This window comes from Ethanoligenens harbinense YUAN-3 (assembly GCF_000178115.2).
Lineage (GTDB): Bacteria > Bacillota > Clostridia > Oscillospirales > Ethanoligenentaceae > Ethanoligenens > Ethanoligenens harbinense.
Genome location: NC_014828.1, coordinates 542,832 through 566,620, shown reverse-complemented (window position 1 = coordinate 566,620; position 23,789 = coordinate 542,832). Strand labels below are relative to the sequence as shown.

At 49.7% G+C, this 23,789-nt stretch carries 29 protein-coding genes, 1 other RNA gene and 2 pseudogenes; 13 read left to right on the top strand and 19 right to left on the bottom strand.

What is annotated here, in order from left to right; all coding sequences use genetic code 11:
• Positions 1 to 126: 126 nt before the first annotated feature.
• A complete protein-coding gene (locus ETHHA_RS02805) occupies positions 127 to 999 on the bottom strand; it encodes a LysR family transcriptional regulator (RefSeq protein WP_013484496.1) in 873 nt (290 codons plus the stop codon).
• Positions 1,000 to 1,245: 246 nt separating this feature from the next.
• Between ETHHA_RS02805 and ETHHA_RS02800 the strand changes: the two genes are divergently transcribed.
• Together ETHHA_RS02800 and budC are read left to right on the top strand one after the other, a co-directional pair.
• The gene (locus tag ETHHA_RS02800; protein WP_013484495.1) at positions 1,246 to 1,965 is read left to right on the top strand and encodes an SDR family oxidoreductase; all 720 of its coding nucleotides are present in this window, start codon (positions 1,246 to 1,248) and stop codon (positions 1,963 to 1,965) included.
• A complete protein-coding gene (gene budC, locus ETHHA_RS02795; protein WP_013484494.1) occupies positions 1,962 to 2,738 on the top strand; it encodes a meso-2,3-butanediol dehydrogenase in 777 nt (258 codons plus the stop codon). Before ETHHA_RS02800 ends, budC begins: the two co-directional genes overlap by 4 nt.
• 272 nt (positions 2,739 to 3,010) lie before the next feature.
• Here the strand turns inward: budC and ETHHA_RS02790 are convergent, their stop codons facing one another.
• The 7 genes and pseudogenes from ETHHA_RS02790 to ETHHA_RS02765 all read right to left on the bottom strand — a co-directional run bounded on the left by ETHHA_RS02790 (position 3,011) and on the right by ETHHA_RS02765 (position 8,080).
• Complete coding sequence (locus ETHHA_RS02790) at positions 3,011 to 4,450, bottom strand: sensor histidine kinase (RefSeq protein ID WP_013484493.1); 1,440 nt, start codon at positions 4,448 to 4,450, stop codon at positions 3,011 to 3,013.
• Positions 4,447 to 5,133, bottom strand: a complete 687-nt coding sequence (locus tag ETHHA_RS02785) for a response regulator transcription factor (protein ID WP_041686605.1) — start codon at positions 5,131 to 5,133, stop codon at positions 4,447 to 4,449. The genes ETHHA_RS02790 and ETHHA_RS02785 overlap by 4 nt, the downstream gene beginning before the upstream one ends.
• 56 nt (positions 5,134 to 5,189) lie before the next feature.
• Positions 5,190 to 5,444, bottom strand: coding sequence for an SHOCT domain-containing protein (locus ETHHA_RS02780; protein WP_013484491.1), 255 nt, complete (start codon positions 5,442 to 5,444; stop codon positions 5,190 to 5,192).
• Between the two features lie 79 nt (positions 5,445 to 5,523).
• Positions 5,524 to 5,907 (bottom strand): cytochrome b5 domain-containing protein, encoded by a 384-nt coding sequence (locus tag ETHHA_RS14935; protein WP_013484490.1) that lies wholly within the window; start codon positions 5,905 to 5,907, stop codon positions 5,524 to 5,526.
• Positions 5,908 to 5,941: 34 nt separating this feature from the next.
• The gene (locus tag ETHHA_RS02770) at positions 5,942 to 7,273 is read right to left on the bottom strand and encodes a ferredoxin reductase family protein (RefSeq protein ID WP_013484489.1); all 1,332 of its coding nucleotides are present in this window, start codon (positions 7,271 to 7,273) and stop codon (positions 5,942 to 5,944) included.
• Between the two features lie 233 nt (positions 7,274 to 7,506).
• Positions 7,507 to 7,617 (bottom strand): annotated as a pseudogene (locus ETHHA_RS14930) (transposase); the annotation flags it as partial.
• 262 nt (positions 7,618 to 7,879) lie between these two features.
• Positions 7,880 to 8,080, bottom strand: coding sequence for a transposon-encoded TnpW family protein (locus ETHHA_RS02765; RefSeq protein WP_013484488.1), 201 nt, complete (start codon positions 8,078 to 8,080; stop codon positions 7,880 to 7,882).
• 464 nt (positions 8,081 to 8,544) lie between these two features.
• Between ETHHA_RS02765 and ETHHA_RS02760 the strand changes: the two genes are divergently transcribed.
• On the top strand, positions 8,545 to 8,820 hold the full coding sequence (locus ETHHA_RS02760) for a type II toxin-antitoxin system RelB/DinJ family antitoxin (RefSeq protein WP_013484486.1): 276 nt from the start codon (positions 8,545 to 8,547) through the stop codon (positions 8,818 to 8,820).
• A 2-nt stretch (positions 8,821 to 8,822) separates the two neighbouring features.
• A complete protein-coding gene (locus tag ETHHA_RS02755) occupies positions 8,823 to 9,098 on the top strand; it encodes a type II toxin-antitoxin system YafQ family toxin (protein WP_013484485.1) in 276 nt (91 codons plus the stop codon).
• Positions 9,099 to 9,146: 48 nt separating this feature from the next.
• Here ETHHA_RS02755 and ETHHA_RS02750 read toward each other — a convergent pair whose 3' ends face one another.
• The 4 genes and pseudogenes from ETHHA_RS02750 to ETHHA_RS15985 all read right to left on the bottom strand — a co-directional run bounded on the left by ETHHA_RS02750 (position 9,147) and on the right by ETHHA_RS15985 (position 11,977).
• Positions 9,147 to 10,442, bottom strand: a complete 1,296-nt coding sequence (locus ETHHA_RS02750) for a MobA/MobL family protein (protein ID WP_242822085.1) — start codon at positions 10,440 to 10,442, stop codon at positions 9,147 to 9,149.
• 335 nt (positions 10,443 to 10,777) lie between these two features.
• A pseudogene (locus ETHHA_RS14925) lies at positions 10,778 to 10,987 on the bottom strand (DUF3847 domain-containing protein); the annotation flags it as partial.
• Positions 10,988 to 11,026: 39 nt separating this feature from the next.
• The gene (locus tag ETHHA_RS02745) at positions 11,027 to 11,458 is read right to left on the bottom strand and encodes an RNA polymerase sigma factor (RefSeq protein WP_013484484.1); all 432 of its coding nucleotides are present in this window, start codon (positions 11,456 to 11,458) and stop codon (positions 11,027 to 11,029) included.
• Positions 11,459 to 11,572: 114 nt separating this feature from the next.
• A complete protein-coding gene (locus ETHHA_RS15985; RefSeq protein ID WP_013484483.1) occupies positions 11,573 to 11,977 on the bottom strand; it encodes a hypothetical protein in 405 nt (134 codons plus the stop codon).
• Between ETHHA_RS15985 and ETHHA_RS15980 the strand changes: the two genes are divergently transcribed.
• Positions 11,966 to 12,181, top strand: coding sequence for a hypothetical protein (locus ETHHA_RS15980; protein WP_041686603.1), 216 nt, complete (start codon positions 11,966 to 11,968; stop codon positions 12,179 to 12,181). The genes ETHHA_RS15985 and ETHHA_RS15980 overlap by 12 nt on opposite strands.
• Before the next feature lie 112 nt (positions 12,182 to 12,293).
• Here ETHHA_RS15980 and ETHHA_RS02730 read toward each other — a convergent pair whose 3' ends face one another.
• Genes ETHHA_RS02730 through ETHHA_RS02715 form a run of 4 tightly spaced genes read right to left on the bottom strand, consistent with a single transcriptional unit; the run spans position 12,294 to position 15,639 of the window.
• Complete coding sequence (locus ETHHA_RS02730) at positions 12,294 to 13,445, bottom strand: ABC transporter permease (RefSeq protein WP_013484482.1); 1,152 nt, start codon at positions 13,443 to 13,445, stop codon at positions 12,294 to 12,296.
• Complete coding sequence (locus tag ETHHA_RS02725; protein WP_013484481.1) at positions 13,426 to 14,316, bottom strand: ABC transporter ATP-binding protein; 891 nt, start codon at positions 14,314 to 14,316, stop codon at positions 13,426 to 13,428. Before ETHHA_RS02725 ends, ETHHA_RS02730 begins: the two co-directional genes overlap by 20 nt.
• Positions 14,307 to 15,101: a hypothetical protein gene (locus ETHHA_RS02720; protein WP_013484480.1), complete on the bottom strand. Its 795-nt coding sequence runs from the start codon at positions 15,099 to 15,101 to the stop codon at positions 14,307 to 14,309. Before ETHHA_RS02720 ends, ETHHA_RS02725 begins: the two co-directional genes overlap by 10 nt.
• Positions 15,088 to 15,639 (bottom strand): RNA polymerase sigma factor, encoded by a 552-nt coding sequence (locus tag ETHHA_RS02715; RefSeq protein WP_013484479.1) that lies wholly within the window; start codon positions 15,637 to 15,639, stop codon positions 15,088 to 15,090. Before ETHHA_RS02715 ends, ETHHA_RS02720 begins: the two co-directional genes overlap by 14 nt.
• Before the next feature lie 464 nt (positions 15,640 to 16,103).
• On the opposite strand from ETHHA_RS02715, the gene istA reads away from it, so the two are divergent.
• Genes istA through istB form a run of 3 tightly spaced genes read left to right on the top strand, consistent with a single transcriptional unit; the run spans position 16,104 to position 18,119 of the window.
• Positions 16,104 to 16,802 carry an IS21 family transposase gene (gene istA / locus ETHHA_RS15975; protein ID WP_106919181.1) on the top strand — a complete coding sequence of 233 codons (699 nt, stop codon included), beginning with the start codon at positions 16,104 to 16,106 and terminating at the stop codon, positions 16,800 to 16,802.
• A gap of 37 nt (positions 16,803 to 16,839) precedes the next feature.
• The gene (locus ETHHA_RS15970; RefSeq protein WP_242822084.1) at positions 16,840 to 17,325 is read left to right on the top strand and encodes a Mu transposase domain-containing protein; all 486 of its coding nucleotides are present in this window, start codon (positions 16,840 to 16,842) and stop codon (positions 17,323 to 17,325) included.
• A complete protein-coding gene (gene istB, locus ETHHA_RS02705; RefSeq protein ID WP_013484478.1) occupies positions 17,322 to 18,119 on the top strand; it encodes an IS21-like element helper ATPase IstB in 798 nt (265 codons plus the stop codon). The genes ETHHA_RS15970 and istB overlap by 4 nt, the downstream gene beginning before the upstream one ends.
• 558 nt (positions 18,120 to 18,677) lie before the next feature.
• On the opposite strand, the gene ETHHA_RS16285 is transcribed toward istB, so the two are convergent.
• The 3 genes from ETHHA_RS16285 to ETHHA_RS14315 form a co-directional block, all read right to left on the bottom strand.
• Positions 18,678 to 18,971 carry a restriction endonuclease gene (locus ETHHA_RS16285; RefSeq protein WP_423219401.1) on the bottom strand — a complete coding sequence of 98 codons (294 nt, stop codon included), beginning with the start codon at positions 18,969 to 18,971 and terminating at the stop codon, positions 18,678 to 18,680.
• A gap of 419 nt (positions 18,972 to 19,390) precedes the next feature.
• Positions 19,391 to 19,807, bottom strand: a complete 417-nt coding sequence (locus ETHHA_RS02695) for an ImmA/IrrE family metallo-endopeptidase (RefSeq protein WP_041686602.1) — start codon at positions 19,805 to 19,807, stop codon at positions 19,391 to 19,393.
• Entirely contained in the window at positions 19,794 to 20,204 is a 411-nt protein-coding gene (locus tag ETHHA_RS14315) for a helix-turn-helix domain-containing protein (RefSeq protein ID WP_013484476.1), read from the bottom strand. The genes ETHHA_RS02695 and ETHHA_RS14315 overlap by 14 nt, the downstream gene beginning before the upstream one ends.
• A 157-nt stretch (positions 20,205 to 20,361) precedes the next feature.
• On the opposite strand from ETHHA_RS14315, the gene ETHHA_RS02685 reads away from it, so the two are divergent.
• The 5 genes from ETHHA_RS02685 (at position 20,362) to ETHHA_RS02670 (ending at position 23,781) form a co-directional block, all read left to right on the top strand.
• Positions 20,362 to 20,541 (top strand): hypothetical protein, encoded by a 180-nt coding sequence (locus tag ETHHA_RS02685; RefSeq protein ID WP_013484043.1) that lies wholly within the window; start codon positions 20,362 to 20,364, stop codon positions 20,539 to 20,541.
• 16 nt (positions 20,542 to 20,557) lie between these two features.
• On the top strand, positions 20,558 to 20,899 hold the full coding sequence (locus ETHHA_RS02680) for a conserved phage C-terminal domain-containing protein (protein ID WP_013484475.1): 342 nt from the start codon (positions 20,558 to 20,560) through the stop codon (positions 20,897 to 20,899).
• Position 20,900: 1 nt separating this feature from the next.
• Positions 20,901 to 21,734: an ATP-binding protein gene (locus tag ETHHA_RS02675; RefSeq protein WP_013484474.1), complete on the top strand. Its 834-nt coding sequence runs from the start codon at positions 20,901 to 20,903 to the stop codon at positions 21,732 to 21,734.
• 2 nt (positions 21,735 to 21,736) lie between these two features.
• Positions 21,737 to 21,803, top strand: an RNA gene (locus tag ETHHA_RS14905) — hammerhead ribozyme type II.
• A gap of 25 nt (positions 21,804 to 21,828) precedes the next feature.
• The gene (locus tag ETHHA_RS02670) at positions 21,829 to 23,781 is read left to right on the top strand and encodes a Mu transposase C-terminal domain-containing protein (protein WP_013484473.1); all 1,953 of its coding nucleotides are present in this window, start codon (positions 21,829 to 21,831) and stop codon (positions 23,779 to 23,781) included.
• Positions 23,782 to 23,789: the final 8 nt, after the last annotated feature.

Genomic DNA, 23,789 nt, shown 5'->3' with positions numbered 1-23,789 from the left:
TATAACATTTTGCAAATTGGGGGAACTGGTTTAGATGGAAATTTGCAGGAGTTCCTTTTTCGGTTAAAATCAGAAATGCCTGTATTTTAAATTCAACACGGATGCAGAAACGCCTTGGTTTGAAGCTCAGAATGCCTTAATGTTCTCGGAAAACATGGGCAGATAGGAGGGTACATTTTCCTTTTTCATGGCGACGGATATTTCCCGGTAGATCGGAATGCGGCTGATTTCTCGTGTGGCGATGGAAGGGTCCTGAATCCCTTTTGCCACGATCGAGGGCAGAAGGGTGATGCCGTCTCCATGGCTCACGTAGCGCAAGAGCGACTCTGTCAGGTCCAGCTCCAGCACGATATTCGGCGTCACTTTCATGCGGTTGCACTGCCTGCGTATCGAGGCGCGGATGGTGCAGGGATCCTTATAGAGCACCAGTTTTTCATGCAGGACGATCTCCATAAAACTAATGCTCTGTTGGCAGCGCAGAGGGTGGGCAACAGGAAACACCACATAGAGCGGCTCCGTCATGAGCGGGATCACGGCAAGATTCTGCTGCGGCTCCGCGTTGGAAAGCAGTACCAAGTCGAATTTTCCACTTTCGACCCCTTTTACAAGTTCCTCGTTGGAGAAGCGGGTATCAACGGTCACCTGATTCCGCCCGCCTGCTTTCAGCCGTTCTATATACCGGGGGAGAAAATAGGTCACCAGATTTCCAAGTCCGCCGACGCGCAGTTGACGCACCTCATCAAAATGTCTGACTTTATCGATTGCCCGATCAAATTCTTCCAAAATGCCGCTCATTTGCTCATAGAACAGCTTTCCAGGAGAGGTCGCTTCAATGCCGTCATAGTTTCGGATCAACAGTTTGCAGCCAAGCTCCTTTTCAAGATGTTGCAGCTGTTTCGAAAGCGACGGCTGCGAAATGTAAAGGTGCTCGGATGCTTTGTTCAAGCTGCCGTAACGGACGATTGCAAGAAAATATTGTATTTGCTCGAGGCTGATCATTGTATTCCTTTCATATGCTATGCGTTCCGGCTATACCCAATATGTGCAGGAGCAATTAGGCAAGCCCGTCAGCAGAGTTTATCATATAAGCAAGGTCAGTTTATCATAAAGCAGGCCGAATTGAAAGGGGGACTACGCTGCGGAAAATAAATCGAATCCGGACGCGATCTTGGAGGTGGGGCACACAGTCGAATTCCAAATTCGCATGGTACGCAAACACGTTTCGACACATAAAAGGAGAACAAAATGAGCGGACAATTAAACAAGCAAAAAGTACTGGTAATAGGCGGATCGAAATATTTGGGCTTGGCAATCGCAAAACAAGCGAGTGAAGCCGGAGCGGAAGTGGTCATTGGAGCGCGCAATCCGGAGCAGGCTTCTCAGGCGGCCGCACAGCTTCCGCTGGCAAGTGCGATCCGCGTGGACATTACGGACGAAGGCACGATTGCCGCCGCGGCATCCCAACTGGGGCATGTCGATCATGTGGTGATCACCGCATCTGCTCATCACAATGTGCGGGTTCAGGATCTGGAACATGATAAAATCGTCACCGCGTTTGAAGCGAAGGTGATCGGCCCTCTGCTGTTGGCGAAGCATTTTGCGCCGATTATCTCCCCGGCGGGATCTATCCTTCTGTTCTCCGGCGTGGCCGCATGGAAACCCTCCCCCGAATATACGGTGATGGGTGTGACCAATGGAGCGGTCGCCTTCCTGGTTTCGCAACTAGCAAAGGAACTTGCGCCTATCCGTGTCAATGCAATTTCGCCGGGCATCACCGACTCCGGCACTTGGAACGTCCTTGGAAAGCAGAACAAAAGGGAACTGCTGGAAAGTGCCTCGGTGTCCAGCCTGGTCGGGCGGGCCGGTACGGCTGATGATATCGCAGATGCCGCCATATGGCTGCTCGGTGCCGGATTTGTTTCCGGAGAAACGATCCATGTGGAAGGAGGAACAAGGCACACATGACGAAAAACACTTATCCGTTCCATCAAAAGGTCGTTTTGATAACCGGAGGCGGCAGTGGGATTGGTCGGGCGATAGCCTGTGCATTTTTGGAGAATAACGCTACCGTCGTCATCATTGGCCGGCGCATGGAAGCGTTGAGGGAGACGCTCGCCTCTTATCCGAAAGAACGCACCCTGGCAATTTCCAGAGATATCTCCGAGCCGCAAGCCGCCGCACAAATCGTGGCGGAGGTGCTGAAGCGCTTCGGCCATCTGGACGTAGTGGTGAGCAACGCCGGCGCTTATGCGAGCGGAGACTTGGTGGATTTGGACAAAAAAACATGGGAACATCTGTGTTCAGTCAATATTGATGCGCTTTTCTATCTTGCCCAAGCTGCTTTTCCGGCATTGCGGAAAGTCAGCGGCACATTGGTTGCGACCTCATCGGTTTCCGGGCTGAACGGAGACTGGAAACAGGCCGCTTACAATGCCACCAAACATGCGGTCAGCGGCTTTGTCCGCTCTCTCGCGTTGGATTGGGGCGGGGAAGGCGTTCGTGTGAACGCCGTTGCCCCGGCGTTTACCATCACCGATATGACCGCTGACGTGGCGGGATCACCCGAACAGCTTGTTCCGTTTATCGACCGTATTCCCTTGGAGCGGCCTGGAACCCCGGAAGATATCGCCCCGGTCGTGCTGTTCTTGGCTTCGCCGGACGCCGCTTACATCACGGGCGTTGTGCTTCCCATCGACGGCGGCACTAGTGCTTCTACCGGTCAACCGCATCTACTATAAATCGGATATAGATTGGGAAAAGGCTGTTGTAAAACAGCCTTTTCAGAAAACAGTGTATAAGGGATGCGTCTTGAACGGGCTTTTCAAACCGTTTCAAGGCGCATTCCCCGGTCTTCGGTTTTTTTACGCGTAATATCTGCTCCGGGAGATTTCAAGTACCGGCATAGATGATCCACAGAGTACCAGGAACGATGAATATCTACATACCAATATTTTTTCCTTTGGCCTGGCAGAACCCACTTCGTCAGGGAGTCAAACATATACATACGGGTTCAACGGTGATGGGCTGCAGACGGCTTATGGTGACGGCACCCCGTGCCAGTGCTTGTTTTGCAGCGGCTTGGCCAATACTTGCGACGCCCGTCCGTTATGCGGATAAGGAAGCTGCTTCCCTGTCCGGGAGCGGATTCGACCTGGATACTTCCGTTTAGGCGATCGAGGTTCTGCTTTACTACATATAGACCCAGGCCATCGCCCGAATCGCTACCGACATTGCTGCCTTTAAAGTAGGCGTCGAACAGGTGCCCCTGTTCCTCTGGACTGATGCCCACGCCTGAATCTTTAATGCAGACGGAAAAGCTTTCTCCGGAACGCTCGTAGGATACACGCACTCTGCCGCCCGGTTCCGTAAATTTATACGCGTTGGTCAGCAGATTGTAAATGCACTGGCTCAACAGATACGGGTCGGTTGTCAAAACCGCTTTATTTTGGTTTAGCAGCCGCAATTCAACCTGTTTGCGGCCAAACTGCAGCTTCAGGCCGGAGAGAATCTGCCGGATAAACGGGGAAAAGTCAAAGGTTTCGATGTGGAGCGGCCTGTTTTCACGCTCGGCATCCAGCATCCGTCGCATGTTCGTGATAATGGAGGAAAGGTGCTCAATTTGTGCTTCACAGGTCTGCATCACGTCCGGCGTTATCTGCAGCATGCCGTCCTGCATGGCTTCCAGGTGCGTTTTCAAAATGGTCAGCGGAGTTCTTGTCTGATGTACCAGTTCATCTACCAAATGTTTTCGCCCAATCTGCCGAAGCCGCAGTCTGGACTGCAGCTCCAATAGGCTTTGTTGAATCACACGGACCTCACGGATATTGGACAAAGGGCCGTTTGCCTGTTTGTCCATGTCAATATCCAGCGCCATAGAGGCTGTCCGTGTCAGGTCACGGCTCATTCTCCGGCTCACAAACAGGCCGACAAACACAAGTGCCACCAGAACGATGCCGAAGGAACACAGGCTGTCTCGAATGAGCGCGTCCCGAAACTTTGCGTTCACAAGAGAATCGCCGACGGTTTCATAGCGCGTGATGAGAAGCCGGCCAAGAACGGTTCCGGAAACCACAACCGGTGTGGAATCGACTTGGCGGGCACCGCTGCCGCTCATCATCTGCTCCATCATCCCGCTCATCATGCCTTCTGCCGCTTCCGCGCCGCCTATGTCGGCCAGCAGACCGCCTTTTGCGTCGTACAGCCGGATACGAAGAATGGGGTCGCTGAGATAGGACGACAGCTGTGTATCGAGCTGTTCGATCGTATAGCTTTTTTCCATAAGAGTTTTCTGTGAAAACTGTTTGATTTGGGCAAGATTTTTCTGGTAATTAGCGGTCGTATACGCCTGAAAATAACGGTTGATGAGCGAACCCAGCACGACCGAATGGATGCCGACAGCCAAAACGGCCGTGAGGGTCAGCAAAATGAGCCATTGCCGCCGCAGCGTCATTTTTCCGCACCTCCAAACCGGTATCCTGCACCGTATTTCGTGATGAGTATCTGCGGATTCTTGGGATCGTCCTCTATTTTTTGCCGGATACGCTTGATATAACTGTCGATATTGCGGTCATACCCCTCGTATCTGCTGCCGAATGCCAGCTCGATCAACTGCTCCCGGCTGAGCACCTGCCCTGGATGACGGAACATCGCGTCCAGCAGCGCATATTCCGCCGCTGTGATGGAGATTTCCGCGTCGCCTTTATACAGTTTCATTGCTCTGGTGTGCAGGCTCAGATCCCGATACCGATAAACGATTCCATCGGCGTCATGGTAGACCCGCCGGATAAGCGCGTTGACACGCTTCATCAGTTCTTTCAGACTGAACGGCTTGACCACATAGTCGTCCGCGCCGCAGTCGAATCCATTCAGGCGGTCTGTTTCCTCCTGCCTGGCCGTCAGCAGGATCACCGGCACATCCGAAATTTTCCGCAGCTCGCGCAGCACTTCGAATCCATCGATCCCAGGCATCATGACATCAAGCAGGACAAGATGGACGAGGCGCTGGGCAAAAAGCGCCAGCGCCTCGAAACCATCCTTTGCAAAAAGAGGGATATACCCTTCCGCATCCAGGTATTTTGTGACGATTCCGCGTATTTCAGCGTTGTCCTCCACAATCATGACTGTGTATTGCATGCCATCACCCCCGCCCCCCATCGTAACACATCGGCGGGGAATGTGTCTATGCCGCATCATTGCTCCAGTGTTTTTTTGATCCGCAGGTATTCCTCCTCAGTGATCTCGCCCTTCGCATACCGGAGCCTCAGGGCCTCCATCGCTCCGGTGGATGGGCGGGAATGCTCCGCTTTTTTCAGTGCGCGCACCACAAAGACGATCATTGCGGCAATCAGCAACACACACACCACACCCATCAGGATGCCGCCAATGCCCCCAAAAGGACTGCCATACCCCAAGCAGCCGCCGAACCCTCTTCCAAAATACATCATAATGATGTCTCCTTTCTGTCGATAACCCAAGAGTACGGCAGAACTGTGGCAGAAATATGATGGTCGCCCGCCTTTTTCGTTACTGCAGTTTTCCGATGATCGGCAGGCTTTTCAGGACGGACGTGCCGTGCGGGGATTGCTGGATGGCCTGCGTGAGATCCTGCCCGGCCGAGTAACCGTGGTGTGAGCCGCCGCTCCAGTCTTTTGCATTCGTCACGTCATACACGACCCCGTTTACGGTGATATATGCGGGGTTCCCGTTTTTTCCGTTATATTGCTTCAATTCGCTGAGCGTAAATACTTTCTGGGCGGAGGAGGAAGAAGAAACGGCAGAAGATGCAGCCGAGACGGACGTGGTGCCCGCCGCGCTCGGGGACGCCGCGGATTGGTTTGCAGCACATCCGGCCAAAAAGACCACGACAGCCAGCGTCGCAGCCGGCAGCAAAAACGTATGTTTTTTCATATAGGTTCCCCATTTCTAAAATCAGATGAATGGTTCACAAAGAAAAACGTTCCGCATGGATCATCCGCTCCCGGATGCCCATGGTTTTCAGGTTTTTCCGGATGCTGGCCCACATGGGCGCCGGGCCGCAGAAGAAATAGTGTTGTTTTTGTATGTCGGCATTTTGCTCACGCAGGGTACGCTCAACCAGTTCGCGTGTGATATAGCCTTTTTTCCCTGCAAAACCGGGGTCGTTTGCGACCGGCAGAAACATAAAGTGTTCCATTTCATTTTCCATCGCCCGCAGTTCGCTTTGGCAAATCAGTTCTTCCTGCCGGTTGACGCCCCAGAGCAACATGATTTTTTGCCTGCGGTCTGCCTGCGCATAGTAGCGCAGGATGCTCAGCATGGGCGTGATACCCACACCGCCTGCAATCAGAACGATGCCTTCCCGGCAATCGTAAAGAGGTGGACTGAACCGGCCGTACGGTGCATCGAGCAGCACCTTACTGCCCGGCTCGATTTTCTGCACACCGGAGGTCCAATCTCCCAGATTCTTAATGGTCATGCGCAGATGCTCTTTTTCCAGTGGCTGTGAAGAAATGGAAAATGGGTGTTCTTCCGACGAAATACCGTGCTGAAACACCCGCAGAAAACCAAACTGCCCCGGCAGATAGGGGAAGACCGCGCCGTTTTGCGGCTTGAGCAGGAGTGTCGTCATGGAGCCGGACTCGGGAACGACCGTTTCGACCGTAAACCATTTTCCGGCCAGTAGCTTTCTGAAAATTTTGTGATAGAGATAGAATCCCATCGCTCCCCCGAAATAGAGGATATAAAAGGCTTTCACGAGCGGGTCATGCGCGGAATAGGTGAGTATGACGTGGACGAAAACCAGCACCACCGCCGCAACGCTTGCGTTGTGAAGAATACGCTGGACATTATATTTTCCGACTTTCAGCCGGACGAAAAGGGAGCGTACCCACCGTAGCGGCCGGAACAGGCGGATCAGTGTATCGGCCATGAAAACCAGTGCTAGCGCGGAAACTCCGATGAAAAGGACGAGGGCCATATCGCCGAGCTTTGTCTGAAAACTTTCCGGGAAAGCCTTTCCCTCCAGCAGTTTGTGGGCAAATGCGAGAATGATGGCAATGACCGCCATCAGGCTGTGGAAGCGGTAAAACCGGTCCAGTCCGAAGGCGGATTCAATCCATTTTGGTCTTGCACTTAAAATCAGTTGGGCGTTTAGCAACGTATAGGCCACCGCGCCAAGCACCATAGGAACAAAACCAACCGATCCATAGTAACCGGGGTTTGAGGAAAAGATCACAGCCACCAGCAGAACGGGCGCCAAAAAATATGCCGCGAGGGAAAAAATTCTTTTTATCATTACTAATCACCGCCCTGTTTGTTATTAGTATGCCACATGTTGAAGTCTACTGTTTTAATATACAATAAGCAAATTAAAAAAACATTAACGATTGTGCGATACCCGATTTTATGGATACCCCATCGTCGTGCTTTTTATTTTACGCTACGCTAGATTCCCCAACAAATCGGGTATAGCTCAAGGTGTGATCGGACCACCTGCTCACAGCACCAAAATTCCCGATTTTGATATTAATGTTTCAGTTTCGGAAATTTTTCGTCTATCATTAAGCCGCTCTTTCCTTTTAGATACCCCATAAAACTGGATACCGTAATGTTTGGCGGAATTTCCACAAGCATGGATATTATGAGCGTTATATATTAGGAAAACCAACAAACCGTTCGAGCGGGGAGGCTTATCCCACCTGTAAATGCGAGTTGACTTCGATATACTCGATAATGCGGCGTAACTCGTCGGCAAACTTAAACCTTATGCTAATGTCGCCGCCCTCGTATACCTTGATATGGTCAACCAGTTCAATCAAGATTTCCCTTGTCAGCTTGTCGATAGTCATAATGTCACGCTATACGTATCAACAATTTTGAAATTTTGCTAAAAAGTCAAGAGTCATATTCGTTGTGCTTCATTGCGGAGCATCCGCTTGATTTTGTCGTTCATGGTTTCCCGGCTGGTGGTGCTGAAATGGATTTTAACCCGGTAGGTGGTCTTGCCGATTTTCTTCACCAGTGCAGGACGCTCGTCCTCCTGCGTAGACAGAGGAACCACGCTGTCGGCAGCGTTTATATTGACAATCTTTTCACCATTCATCAATAGCTCCTTTTTGCCCGCTTGGACAGATAGCGCGGGCAGTCCGCCACGTCGGCCCGGAAACTCTGTTTGCAACTGTGAGCACATTTCCGGCAAAGCGGATTGTATGTCATACGGTTTCGGGGGGTTAAGAAGAACTGCCATTCCAGCTTGCGCTTTTTGCTCATTTTCGGCATAAAACAGGCTCCTTTCGCTGTCTTAGAGAGGTAGACGGATTTTCTGTAGGTTTCCGGTGCCGCTTCTCGAGGAAATCGGCCCTGTAAGCCCCGTCTGTGCATATGAGGAGTCCGGGTAAGGATAGGACAGGCGGACAGAAAGTGTTGTGCTTCGGTATCGTTTTGGGACATATTATGGAAGCCATATATTTACCACCTCGATTCTAAATATTTTGAGCTTTAAGATTGATATTGCAATGCAATAGGCATATAATATAAGCACAATGGATTGCAAAGGAGCTGCTTGCTATGGCCAATACGACAAATTTCAGCGTCCGCATGGACAGCGATATTAAAAAACAGTGCGAGGCGCTTTACAGTGAACTCGGTGTGAATCTCACGACGGCTATCAACGTGTTTTTGCGGCAATCGCTTCGATCTGGCGGTTTCCCGTTCGACGTGACGCTCAACACGCCGAACGCCGTTACCCTCGCCGCCATGCAGGAAGCGGAGCGGCTTGCTAAAGACCCCAACGCAAAACGCTTCAGCGATGTGGAGGAAGCGTTGAGGGAACTGAAAAAGTAAAACTGGACATCGTTTGGACTACACAATTTAAGAAGGACTACAAGCTGGCGATGAAGCGCGGGCTGAAAATGGATTTGCTGGACAATATCATCCGTCAGCTTTCCAAAGGTCAGCTTTTACCAGAGAAGAACCGCGATCATCTTCTGACCGGAAATTGGGTGGGATACCGGGAATGCCATATTCAAAGCGATTGGCTGCTTGTGTATCGAATTGAGAATGGCGTTCTGGTTTTAACGCTGTCCCGTACAGGCTCGCACAGTGATTTGTTTGGAGAGTGAGCGGCCAATATTGACGAGGGGGGGTGACGATCTGTCATCCCCCCTTCGCTATCGGTCGTATTCTTGCCCTTGATCTCTGCTTTTCTCCAACCGGGCCAACCTGTCAGCGGCTTGGCGGATTTTTTCCACGGCCTGCACATCTGGGCGCATGGCTTTCATCCTCTGGTACAGGGCATTGTGATGGGTGGTAAGTCGCTCCGCCTCGGCCTGCCATGCCTTGGGTGTAATCTTTTCACTACGGTCTTTCAATCCGTCCAGATACCGCACGGCGGCGTCATACAGGGCCAATTCGGTATAGTGCTCATCCTGATACGCGGCCCGCGCCCGTGGTTTCAAAGAGGCGAGCCGTTGGCGGTACGGCTTGTTGTCGGCATACTGCTTCCACATGGAGAGGTGCTTTTTCAACCCGTCGATCTGGCGGTCTGTGGCCGCAATCTCGCTGCGCAGGCCGTAATACTCCGTCTGCATGGCGGTAACTCTGGCATAAAGCTCCTGCATGGAGGAAACGCCGTTCTCCTGTAAGAAGTTGAACAGGGCGGCGCTTTCTTTGAGCGACTTGACCTTGCCGTATCGGGTGATAGGCTGGATTGCCGCCTGCGCCTGCTGAAGCTGCTCCCAAATGCTTTGCTTCGGTTCCAACTGGACGGCTGCCTGCTGCTTTGTCCAGTTGTAGAGCCGGGTGATCCGGGCTTTGATCTCTTTCAAAAGGCGATTCTGTGCGGCGATTTCGCGGTTGATGGGGCCTTTTTCGGTGGCAAGCCCCCGGCCCTCCATCTGCGAGGCCGCAACGCCCATATGGACGGTGGGCACCTGCTGGATACCCTGCCGGGCATAGCTGCGGTGATCGACGCGCTGGGGCAGGTTGCGAACTTCCAGCATGGCGTTGGCGTATCGCGCCCACTGCGCGCGCCATTCCTCTGCCTTGCCCGGATTGTTCCAGTCGGCGATGTTGACCCGGTGGCTCTTGTACCCGCCGCCGGGGAGCCGGATGCGCTGGCCGCGCGTGTCGAGATCGTATTCCTTCCGGCATTTTGCTCCCCACTCACCGTTTTCCAGAATTGGGCGCAGGGTGAGCATGATATGCGCGTGCGGATTTCCATCCCCTTTATCGTGAATGGAGTAATCCGCGCACATCCCAACGGAGACGAAAATATCCTGTACATATTTGCTCACAAGCTGGATTTGAGAGCGCCGGTCGATCTCCGCCGGAAGTGCAATTTCGATTTCGCGGGCAAGCTGGGCATTGCGGCTTCTTTCGCTTTCCTCCACGCTGTTCCAGAGCGTGGAACGGTCGGAAAATTCCGGCGGGGCATGGACTGGAAGAAAAATTTCCGAATGTACCACACCGCCCTTTTTCGTATAATCGTGCGTGATGCCATCCCACTCGTTTGTGAGCCTTTAGCCGCTGCGGTAAGCGGCGGCAGCAACGGCGCTCCGGCCTTGACTGCGTTTGATAACTTTGATGCTGCAATGATAGATGGCCATAGGCAAAATCCTCCCGCTGGCGGGTACAAAAAACCTCATGCCGCATTGGATTCTCCGCAGAGAATTCGATGCGACATGAGGTTACACAAGAGGTTTGGAGGGCGTAGCCCTTCATCGCGCCCGCAGGGCGCAACGGCCTCGCAGAGCGCACGGCACCCGTAAGGGTGTATAAGTGCGCCCTCCGGGACTGCCGGTTATCCCGTGCCTCCGTTGGAGCATCGTAATGTTAGCAGAAACGCCCTGACCTGTTCGCCCGACATGGGGATGATTTCGGGAAATACGCTTTCCAAAATGGCCCCGCTCTCAATCAGACGGTGCGTCCGTGCTTTTCGTTCGGCGTCGGCTTTCCGGTTTAGCAAAATTTTCTGTCGGTTTTCAAGCTGGCGAATTTTCTCCCGTACGGCTTCCGGCTCCTGTGATGATGGAACATTTTTCGTTTTCTATCACTCCATCCATTTTTTCTTTTCAAAGTAACGCCGGAGATTTTTCACGCCCTTCTTCACGGAATCGCATACGCCGCTGCTGTTTACGCCTTCGGCGCGGGCAATGTCTATTTTCTTCATACCAAGAATGTAATGCGCATACACGCGCCATGCCTGAATCGGCGGCAGATGGTCAAGTGCTTCATAAAGCTGCTGCATTGAAACCTTTTGCACAAGGATTTCTTCGGGCGACGGTTCTGTATGAAGAATGCTGTTTTCGATGCCGTCGTTGCAATCCAGAGAATAATAGGCTTTGTGATACCAAGTCCGGTGGTGATAGTTGTCTTCTTGTCGCTTCGACAACAAAAACGCTTCGGCAATTTCATCGCTGACCTCGATAAAGCAGTCTTCACTGAGAAACGGGTAATATTTGCGCAAGTTGAGCTTGGGCATACGGCTGACCTCCGGACAGCAAAAGAGGCAAGCAGCTTGAAACTGCCTGTCCCTCGTGCTTGCATGATAGGGCAAAAGCCCTCCATACGGGTTAGCCTGAAAATGCGTTTTCGATCACTCCGCTTGTAAAGCGCATTTTACTTTTTTCCTGACTTCCTCAATACTTCTCTGGATGCCGGATTTTGAGCAGCCGCAGATGTTACCAATCTGGGAACAACTGAACCCCTCCAAAGCGAAAAGCAGGAAACGATACCGCTGTTTTGCCGTACACGTTTCCAACGCCGCCGTGATCTCATGCACGGTTTCTTTTCGGCAAAGCCACTCTTCCGGCGTTTCGTAATAGCTCCGGCTGCACTCATGGGAAACAATGTATTCGTCAAACTCGCGTCTGTCCCAATGACGGCGCTTTTCATGGGAAAGGTTTTCGTCTTTATGATTTGCACGATCCATGTAGGCAAAGACCTCGACAGATACGTCAACAGCCACACTTTGCCCGTTGATATTGATATGTACTTCCATGATTTTCCCGCCCTTTCCGAATCGGTTAAACTTTCGGAAAAGACGCTGGAGGCGAACGACAACGAGGTAGAGAATTACCAGAAGACAGAAAAACGCCCGATGGGAAGGTATCCCATTGAGCGTCAAGGTAAATGGAAAATTCCGCTGGTCACGCCCGGCCGCAAAAATGCGGTCGGATGGCTTTTGTGGCAAGAACAAGCATAAAAAAATCCCCCAAACCCACGGATTTGGAGGATCTCTTATTCATAACAAGGCATAGAAACTATCCTGCCAAACTCGTGTTTTTTTGTTTGGTAGGTATCGCTTTGTCTACTTTCTATTTCGCTTCACGCCGCTTGAAAATAATATATGTAAGACAGATAGCAAGAGCGGTAATAATAATATATAGGCCGATCGTCAGATTTAGATATAGCACAGGTTGCCCAAACAAATTGTAGGTTTTGAAGGATTTAAAGAGCTCATCCACGCGCATCAGTTCAGTATAACTTAGATTTGAAAATTCTGCCAAAGCAGTTGGCACAGCAGATCCCAATGAATTAATAAAGGCTGTTGATGCGAAAAGCGCTCCGCATATAAAAAATGGCAACAAAACATTTACTGAAACGGAGGAAACGAAAAGAACCAGAAGTCCAAAAAATACGCATGCTAATGTGGAAAGTCCAAATTGAATTATAAGATAATTCCCATATGTTATCGCATAAGGAGAATCAGTAAAAACTGAATTTAGCTGAATAGGAGCGTTTAATCCGTGTATTCCCAAGGAAGCCACTTGAATCAAAAAATTGAGGAGTAATACAAATAGGGAAACGGCCATGCAATAAACAACCGTTGATAGGATTTTGGATGTGACAACACTTCGTCTGCCTCTTTTGGAACTGAGTATCAGCAAATCCATATTTGTTGAATACTCATCTGTGAATATTGGGGAAACCCCAAGCAGAATTAGAATTCCCATAACAACAAACCCTAATCCTATAGGAAATTCTATATCGTTGCCCAAAGGAAGGGTAAAATACAGGCTGGATGTTTGTATGCCATTCAGCATTGCAATATTCAAATTCGCTTTCTTTTGGTCATATCCGTCATTGGCCTTTTGTTCATCACTCTTCAGACCGGAAATTTTATCCGCTCTATTGGAGGTCAAAGTATCGGGCTGAGCTATTTGAGAATAAAAAGCTAATGTCTGCTTATCTTGCACGGTTGCCTGACCAGTAGCTATTTTCAAGTTCAAAGCTTTCCCATCAGTTTTAATCCACTCGCTGGCCTTCTGCCTCAGTTGATCGGTAATGGGACCCTCATTACCGCTGTAGAAATTCTTATAGAAACCGTTCATGTTCCCGTACATTTGTGTCAACTGAGATGAAGTTGCAAATGAGGAAAACAAAACCAAGACAGTTGCAAATATAAGTCCGATCCACACCATTTTTCTGGTGAATACCTTGTATAACTCATGCCGAAAAAGTTCCATCCTGAATAGCCTCCTCTCCAAAATGATAAAGATAATAGTCTTCGAGATCAGGCTCCGTTGAAATGGCTCCAGGCTCTGGGGCTTCATCGGCAATTATTTTTACTTCGACATCGTGTTTGTGCCGTAAGATATTACCAATGACGTACTGCTGTTTCAGCTCCATTAAGCGAGATTCGGTCACCTTTACTTTCCACACTTTTCCTTGCATCTCGTCGATCAATTCTGCTGAAGGCGCTTGTCGTAAAAGCTGCCCTTTTTTCATTACAATGACGTCCTTGGCTATATATTCGACATCTGATACAATATGTGTCGAGAGAAGGACAATTTTATTTGACGATAACTCGGACAGTAAGTTCCGAAAGCGAATACGTTCATTGGGATCAAGTCCCGTTGTTGGTTCGTCTAGAATCAAAATTGCGGGATCGTTTAGCAGGGCTTGGGCAATTCCAAGTCGTTGTTTCATACCGCCGGAAAATGTGTGTATTTTCTTAGATTTCATTTCTTCAAGGTTTACAAACTTGAGAAGATGATCAATTTTGGGCTCAGCCTCTCTGCGTGAAATTCCCTTTAATGATGCGAGGTAAAGGAGAAACCGGTGTGCAGTAAAATTTTTGTACACTCCAAAATTTTGAGGCAGATAGCCAATTACATCCCGGTAACTGTCTCCCATTTGATGAATGTCCTGATTATCTAACAGAACGCGACCGGATGTTGGCTTAAGAATATCCACCAGCATTCGCATTAATGTCGATTTTCCTGCACCATTTGGACCTAAAAGTCCATAAACGCCCTCTCCGATAGAAATGGAGAAATTATTTACCGCCCACCTTTTTTTGTATTGCTTCGAAAGATTTTCAATTTTTAATTCCATGAGGAATTCCTCCCTTCAAAAATATAGCGATCTTTAAGTTTTATAATCTCCTTAACAAAAATACCAATACCTATGAAAAGCGGAATAAGGTAACACAGTGGGTTCAAGTAAAGAAAATTTCTGAATAGGCCCTCATTCGTCACAAATACGTAAGAGGCTCCAGACCAGCAAAACAACGAAAGCATGACAGAATACGTACCCTTGATTCTTGAGCAAAACCACAAGGTAATGCTTCCAATTAAATCCATTGGAGTCAACCATAAAAGCGTTATTCGCCACAGTATAACATTCGCTTGTCCATGTAGAAACACAAATCCACATAAGGATGCATTAAGAACAGCTGTATAGATGCCAATGACGATTATTCTTGTTATAAGCATTTCCTGTGGAGATATTTTGCATGACAGTTCAAGTTCGGTTACTCCTTCTTCGCGTCCCCTAAACACTTCAATCAAGCCAAATGTCATAGGAATTGGAGCAAAGACAAAAGATAGCTTATATGGATTCTGCGAGAATTGGACGGCAGAAAGATATCCTATTGTGAACAGCAATATTGTAATTATCCAATATGATACACTCATAAAATTAATTGTTATAAGCATATCCACAAATATGCGTCTAAAGGTCTTATATCGGGTAACAAGCAGTTTTCGCTTTGAAGGGACATATTGCCGCAAGGTCTCAATAGTATCCGAAATTTCATCTTCTGATGGATAAGGAACCTGATATGACGCTAAATATTGTTCGATTTGACCAAAAGGCTTCTTAACGTCATCGTTCTGCAAAATAGCCACCTCCCACAAATATCTTCTTGAGTTTTTTTAGTGCCTGATGCAATCGTGATTTTACTGTGGCATCATTGCTTCCGGTCATTTTTGAGATTTCTCTTATTTTGTACCCTGAATAGTAAAAAAGAATTACGGCGTCCCTTTGATCCTTGGAAAGTGACAATATTGCTTTTTTGATTTCCTGCTGATTTGATGACTGGTCAAAAAGATTGGTGATGTTGGTGTCTCCTGTTATCTCATCATAGGGAACCAATGAGTTTTTGTCGGCGTATTCACGGCTGCTATAGTAGTTTCGACAGCAGTTTACGGCAATTTTTATAATCCAATGTTCAAATTGATTACTTTCTCTATAATACTTCAACGATTTCATTACTTTGATAAACACTTCTTGGGTGAGATCATAAGAAGTATGATAGTCGCCAAGATGCCGATAGATAAAAGCAAAAACCGTCTTATAATGGCGTCGTATCAGCACTTCCATCGCAGACTGACTTCCATCAAGTATTTCCTTGATCAATTCGGAATCTGTGGGCAAATCATCACCGCCCTTCACTATATATAACAGAATAACTTTCCAAAAGGTTTTAACCAACGATAATTTTTTTACATGCTTCGGAATTTAGCATGGCTGCCATCCGCATATCTGCCGATCTCCATTTTATTACAATAAGACAGACTGTACAACGATTGTCTATCGGCTGACCTATTATTGCTTTCCTATTGGCTATGAGCGCTTATGGTAGCAGATCCCATATTTTTTGGAGCAATTTTCTTATACTTCGCATTCGGCAAACTGTCGGCAGGGATAAACACACCCTTTTCTATATCCTCAGTGCGCAAAGTCGTTTTTCTAGCCTCGATTCTAGCTTTTTTCGCTGTCAGCGCCAGTGATAAAATGAAGAAAAACGCCGGTCAAAAAATGTAGGTTTGCAGCGGAAAGGGATGCAATATGGTACACTCAAATCTGTCTGTTAAGCAGCAGGCGGAAAGGGTGTCAAAATGGAAGGAGCAAACCGGATGGATATCCGAAGCGACCGGCAAAAAGGACTGAGCTACACAGAGATAGCGCGCAAGTACAACATTGACCCGAGGACGGCGAAGAAATACGCCGAGAGCGAGGCGCGACCGGTATACAGCCTGAGCGCAACGAAGCCGTCGAAGCTGGACCCCTACAAGGAGCAGATAACGGTATGGCTGGAGGAAGCGCCGTACTCAGCGGAGCGGATACTGGAGAAAATTCAGGAGCAGGGCTTCGAGGGTGGGCACAGCATCGTGCGGGAATACGTGCGAAACAAGAAGGAACAGTTGGACGAGAAAGCAACGGTGCGGTTTGAAACGATGCCGGGACTTCAAGGGCAGATGGACTGGGCGTTTTTTGAGGATCACACCGTGCCGGAGGATGGGAAGCTGAAAAAGCTGTACTGTTTTCTGTTCATTTTGGGGTACTCGCGGACACGGTACATAGAGTTTGTGACCAACATGAGTACCAACACTCTGATCCGCTGCCATGCCAACGCGTTCCGGTATTTAGGCGGTTACCCGGAGGAAATTCTGTATGACAACATGAAGCAGGTCGTCATCAAACGGCTGCTGAAGCAGGAAGACAGTACCCTCAACCGGCAGTTTGAGGATTTCGCCGGATTCTATGGGTTCAAGCCATGTGCTGTGCCGGCCATACCGAGGCCAGACAAAGGGTAAAATAGAGCGCACGGTACAGTTCGTACGGGATAATTTCATGATTGGCATCAAGTACTCTTCACTTGACGACCTCAATGGCCAGGCCCTCGCATGGTGTAATAAGGTCAATGGGAAAGTCCACGCCACAACAAATGAAATTCCCTTCGAGAGACTAAAAAAAGAGGGCCTTAACCCTCTTAAACGTGAATATATCATCGACAAAATCAATCTGCGCCGGGTACAAAAAGACTGCCTCATCTCGTACGGCGGTAATCAGTATTCCGTGCCATCGGAATACGCCGGCGAAGATGTGGCAGTCGTAGCATTGGACAACGTGCTTGCTGTCTACTATGAAGGAAAGCAAATTGCCCTGCACCGAATATCCTACCAGAAAAAAGACATGGTCGTCAATGCCCATCATTATCGCAGGCTGACCGTCAAGCAATCCTTTGATACAGAAAACACCCTGCTGGACGGCGACAGTGTCATCGACTTTCCTATCCAACAACACGATTTGAACCGGTATGACGAGGTGCTGCTATGACGGAACTGACGATGGAACGTCTCAGGGAAAACCTCGAAAGCCTTAAGATGAAAAACACGCTGGAGATATTGGACAATTATCTTGAAAGAGCTGTAAAGGACGAACTTAACGTTGTAGATGTGCTCGACCATATCTTTGCCGAGGAAGCATTGTCAAAACGGCGACGCGCCTATGAAAAGCAGGTGCAAATGTCCGGATTTCCCATCAAAAAAACGTTGGAGGATTTTGATTTCAGTTTCCAGCCCTCCATTGACAAGCGCCAGATTGAAGAACTGGCTACCATGCGTTTCCTTGAAAACGGAGAGAATATCGTCTTCCTCGGCCCGCCCGGTGTGGGCAAGACCCATCTGGCCTCAGCACTGGGGCTGGTTGCCGCCAAGCATCGATTCTCCACCTATTACATCAACTGCCACACCCTAATTGAGCAGCTCAAAAAGGCTCATTTTGAGAATAGACTACCGGACAAGCTCAAAACTCTGGGCAAGTACAAAATGCTCATCATTGACGAAATTGGCTATCTCCCGATGGATATTCAGGGGGCGAATCTGTTTTTTCAACTGATTGCAAGACGTTATGAGAGAGTCTCCACGATCTTTACCTCCAATAAGACCTTTTCCCAATGGAATGAGATCTTCGCCGACGTCACTATCGCCTCTGCAATCCTAGACCGTGTTTTGCACCACTGCACCGTTGTCAATATCAAGGGTGAGAGCTATCGCCTTAAAGAGCGAAAGGAGTACATGAAGCAGAAGCAGCGCATCGTCAACACCCTTTTCGAGCAGGGCCAAAACTAATTTTTCAACATTTCCTTACCGCTGTTTTCATGCATTTTTTAACTGGCGAAAACCTGCAAATTCAAATCGGCGTTGACACTCCCATATCATCAAGCAGGCCGACGAGGCCGCGAGCAAGTGCATAGCCGATGTGGTATTGAGGCCAAAGGCAAAGCAGGAGGGCTGAACTTTTGAGGCAGTAATGCGTAAAAAATGCGTTAAATCGCTATATTGAGCAAAAAGAAAACCGCCCAGGCTTGCCACGAGTGGCTTGCCTAGGCGGTTTGTTTTGGTTGCGGGAGCCAGATTTGAACTGACGACCTTCGGGTTATGAGAGCTAAACAGTTTTTGCGGCAAACGCTCGTATTTTCGATCAATCCGCGTAAATAAGCCATTTACTCAAAATTGACGTTTAGTATTTGGCACTCTTCTTTGGCCATTTTTCGTAGGTCACTTGAACAAAAGTTGAACACGGATTGAACATTGCTGGCATCATGCGCAACCCCGATATGTATGCAACTATTTCCTGTTAGGGCTAAAAATACTTTTGTATTCTCAAACTCAAAATATCCAATGGGGCTATCCTTCTTCTTCGTCGAACAAATTTTCATCTACACTTTTGAGCACATAAGAGTGTTTAGGCACAACACCCACATTGTTTTCAATCATGAGACGTAATAATCTATCCCGGTCAATCAGAATCATCTTACGATCAAAAAACAGTTTGGATGTTTCTTTGGCATCGTCTGTAAAAAAAGAGGTGGTAACGAAAATACCCCGTTTGCTTTTGTCTCCCGCGCCCATTGCACCATAAAAATCACGTATTTCTTTGCTACCAACCGCATGGTTTTCATTCCAGTGCTTGGCCTGAATGTGAGTTTTCGGGAAGAATGCAAAAAAGGCTGAGTTGATGAAAAAAACCGGAAAAATGCGAAAAACGGCGTAGATAAGCCAAAAAATCGTGAAAATGAGCCGTGAAAAAATAAAAAATTTGCAAATAGTGCGAAAACGAAAACGGGGCGTTTTCGCACGAGATAAAGGGGGAACATGCTGCTCCCCTGCTTTTGAAAAATGTGCTTTTAAAACCTTTTAAAAATTAAAAGAAAGCCTGTAAAACCGCTTTAACGCTGGTTTTACAGGCTTTTTACGATTATGTCGGCATTCCGGGTGAATCTGTGTAAAAATTGCAAATTTTACAAAATTCACCCGCAACTCGCGCAACTAAAATTTTCTTGTCGCGCAACTGGTTGCGCGACCCTGGCGAAAACTAAAATTACTTATTGAAAAATGAATTATAATAATCCTTTTTGCTGATAAATTTGAATGGCCGTTTCCACCAGATGCTCAGTGCAATTGCAGTATTCCGCAATCTCCCAATATTCGTGGCAACTATCTTTTAGAGCTTCCCGAAGGGAGGCGAACGGAAGCAATTCTTTCACCATCCAAGTATTGGCCTTATGCTCCATTTTTCCACGATTATTGGCACAATAGGGTGAATCATAATATGTACCCGTAAAGAAGTGACCCAGTTCATGCGCCATCAGTTCGGCAGCTTCCCGGGATGAGGAAATGCCAGAAGAACTCAGACAAATAGCAGGGTCCATGTCTTTTAAATCCGCAATCATGGACTGGATGTTCTCAAGAGATAATTCATAAACAGAAATTCCATTATCGGCTGCTTTTTGAAGAAGATATTCAAGGGTTGTCACCACTGTTCCCTTCTTTCTTTTTCGCGCCTGGCCGCTGCGACTTCAAGAAGTTGATGAATTTTAAAACGTCCTTTTTTTCGCCTATGGTGAGGTCGCCGATCGCGTCCCGATCCAGCGAAGAAAGGGCGTATTTTATGCCTGTGATCTGGCTGTCGATCTCGGCCTCCTCGGGATCGCGTGGCGGATCTGTTTCAGGTGATTTTTCGCCGGTAAGGAGGTAGTCTACAGATACACCAAAATAGTCGGCTAATTTTTGCATATTGACAATAGAAGGTGTCTTCTCACCTTTTTTCCAGTAACCTACAAGGCTGGGTGATACACCGATGTCTTTAGACAAGCGATAAACGGTTTTATTCTGTTGGTTTAACAACGAAATCAATATATCTTTAAATTCCATATATAATCCCCTTTATAAATATTTCTATAAAGAGATATAATTCTATTGACTATTTCACTTTGTAGAAATATAATGTGATTATGCAACCACCATAAAGCAAGTGTATCACGCAGGAACACAACATGCAACCGCGTTGCAACCACAAAGGAGGTGCAAAATGCAAATTGCGAAGACCCGAGCGCGTGGCACGCCGACGAAGCCCGTTACCGTGCGGTACGAGCTGGGGGTATACGATTCCATCAAAAAATATGCGGACGAGAACAGCATGTCCATCGCGCTGGCGACGGAAAGCCTGGTCATCAAGGGCCTCAAACGGGCCAGCCGCCAAGCATCGTAATCATCAGGAGGGAGACATGGATAAACAGGAAGAACAGACCGTGATCGGGCGGGTGATTGCGTACCTGAATGAAAAAACAGGCGCGCGTTACCGGGCAGAAGCAGCGGCGAACAGACGCCATGTGCTGGCACGTCTGGCAGACGGTTTTAGCGAGCAGGATCTGCTGGACGTGATCGACGGTATGTCGGCCGCATGGGCGGATTCCGACTTCGCGCGATATCTTCGGCCAGAGACGCTCTTTCGTTCGCAGGGAAAGACCGAAAGCTATTTGCAAGAAGCACGCCGCAGGCAAAAGAAGAAAGCCGCTCCGGCGGCTACCGGGCGGTTTCGGTCGGCCTCCGACTTACTGGAGGACTGATATGGAACAGGCGATGAAGAACGGGCTGGAAAGCTGGTTTCAGCCGCTTCCGGACCAGAAATGCCCCTACTGTGGGAGGATACTGCATCAACTGACGCACACGGTGGCATCTGGACAAACGTATCTGCTGGGAATCTATGAAATATGCGATTGTGAGGGCGCTGTGCGGAGACGCGAACAAACGGCAGCTGCCAAGGCCAAGCAAGAGCAATACCGTGTGGAGCAGTTACATCAGGGGAAAGTGGACAAACTGCTTAAAGCCATGGATATTCCGGCGCGGTATACGCACTGCACCCTGCAAAACTATAGCGTCCCGCCGGGCGATCAAAGGGCGTTGGAGATGGTTTCGGCGTATGTTGAACGATTCGGCGCGCAGCGAAAAAAAGGCATGGGACTATATCTGCACGGCGCCAACGGGCTGGGAAAAACACATTTGGCATACGCCATTGCCCGCGCGCTGTGTGAAAAGGAGCATGCGGTGATCTGCAAGGCGGCGGTGGACATCCTGCTGGATTTTCGGGCCGTGATGGACGGGGCGCTGAATGAAACCGAGTATACAGCGATGCGCGCTTATGTGAGCGCCGATCTGCTGGTGGTGGATGACCTGGGCAAGGAGCATGTGACCGACTGGAGCCTGGCACAGTTTTTTGGCATTCTCGACGGCCGGTACCGCCAGATGCGGCCCACCATCGTGACCACCAATTATGTGGACGACGCGCTGATCCGGCGGCTGGCCCTGCAAAGCGACCGGGAAACGGCCACCGGCATCGTCAGTCGGCTGCACGGGATGGCGTATGATGTGCCAATGAGCGGGAAGGATTACCGCTCGCAGTGAAAAGCCGAAACGGGGTGAAAGCCCTGTCCGCTGGGGATGGCCTCCTCGCGCTGATGATGGCAGGCCAACCGAAAAGAGGTGATGCAACACGGAAATGCTGACAGTGGCGCAGGTGGCGCAGGTTAAAGGGTGCACACCGCAGTATGTGCGCGCACTAATTGCCAAAGGCAAGCTGGAGCATGTGCTGGACGGCGACCCGCGCAACCACATCAGGCAGTATCTGGTGCCGGTGACGGCGCTACCGGAAAAACTGCAGGCCAAATACTACGGCCGGGCGGCGCCGCCAAAAACCGAGGCCATTACCGCGCCGCAGGAGCCGCCCAAGCCGCTGGATGCTTACAGCGACGAGGAGCGCCGGGAAATCGAGCTGTGGATCGGGATCGTACAGGAATGGAAGACCTACCGCATCGGTCGCGACCGAAAAGTAGCTGACGGAGCCTTTGTGGCGCAGATGCGGCAGCGGAAACCGGAACTGTCTATCTCGACGGACGTGCTGTACCGCCGCTGGAAGGCATGGCGCGACCAGCATTATGACGGACTGATCGACCGGCGCGGAAAGTGGCGCAAAGGACGGTACGCGATGGATGAAACGGTGTGGGAATGCTTCCTGTCCTACTGGTTCGACCTGCGCAAGTACCCAATGAAGCAATGCATCCACTACACACAGCTCTGGTGTGAGCAGGAACACCCGGAATTGCTGGCCGGGATCCCATCCTACAGCGCTTTTTACCGGCGCTGGAAGGCCGAGATACCGGAGGCGCTCAATGTGCTGGGTCGCGAGGGCGACAAGGTATTTGACGACCGATGCGGGCCGTATCTACCCCGCATCTACGACGACATGGCATCCAATGATTTCTGGATTGCGGACAACCACACCTTCGACATCATCAGCGAGGGGGAAAACGGGACAAGGCATCGCCTGTACCTCACAGCATTCATGGACGCGCGCTCCGGCATCATCACAGGGTTCCATATCACGGATAACCCATCCAGCGAAGCCACAATTTACGCGCTGCGCGCGGGCATCCTGCAATATGGCATTCCAAAGTATATCTATGTAGATAACGGCCGCGAGTTCCTTACATACGACGTTGGGGGCCTCGGGCACCGCCGGAAAAAGAAAAGCGCGGATACTTTTTCGCCGCCGCCGATTTTCGCCAGGCTTGGCATTACGATGATCAACGCGCAGGTGCGGAATGCGCGGGCGAAGATCATCGAACGCCGGTTCCTTGATTTCAAGAACCAAATCAGCCGACTATTTATGACGTTCACGGGCGGGAACGTGCTTGAAAAGCCCGCAAATCTGAAACATGTGCTGAAAGCCGGGCATGTGCCTGCGGATCACCGGCTGCGCGAGGTTGTGGGGCAACTGCTGGAAGGATACTTCAACGAGCAGCCTTACAACGGCTCCGTCGCGGCGGACAAAGGACAAAACCGGAAGGACGTTTACTACGACCATCTGGAAGAAAAACGCGTGGCCTCCGCCGACGACTTGACGCTGATGCTGATGCGCAGCACGCGCTTGCAAAAGGTTGGCCGAATGGGCGTGCATCTGACGATTGGCGGGTTCCGCATTGACTACCGGGACGACGCGTTTTGCCTGCGTTACCAAGGCGAGCAGGTTTATGTGCGCTACGACCCGGAAAACATCAGTTCCGTGCGCGTCTACGATGAGCAGGACCGGTTTATCGCCGTCCTTCAGGCGAACAGCAACATCATATCCGGCTATGTTACCAGCAAGGAAGTTGCGAAAGAATCCATCAGCAAAATCAAGTCCGCCAAGAAGCTGGCCCGGCAGGAGATCAAGTCCCGCGTACTGGCCTCTATGGATCAGGTGGACGCGCTGGATCTGGTGCTGGGTGACGCGCAGCGGAATATTGCCGCCCGAATGGAAAATGGGGAACCTGACCGCTCGGTACTGCAGATCCACCGCGTGAGCGAGGAACCGCTGATGCCGCCGCGTGTGGTGAACGGCGCATTGCCGCTGGACACCATGCTGAAAAATGCCGAAAACGCCCAAAGGGCGTCTCAACATAAGGACATCTGACAGGAGGA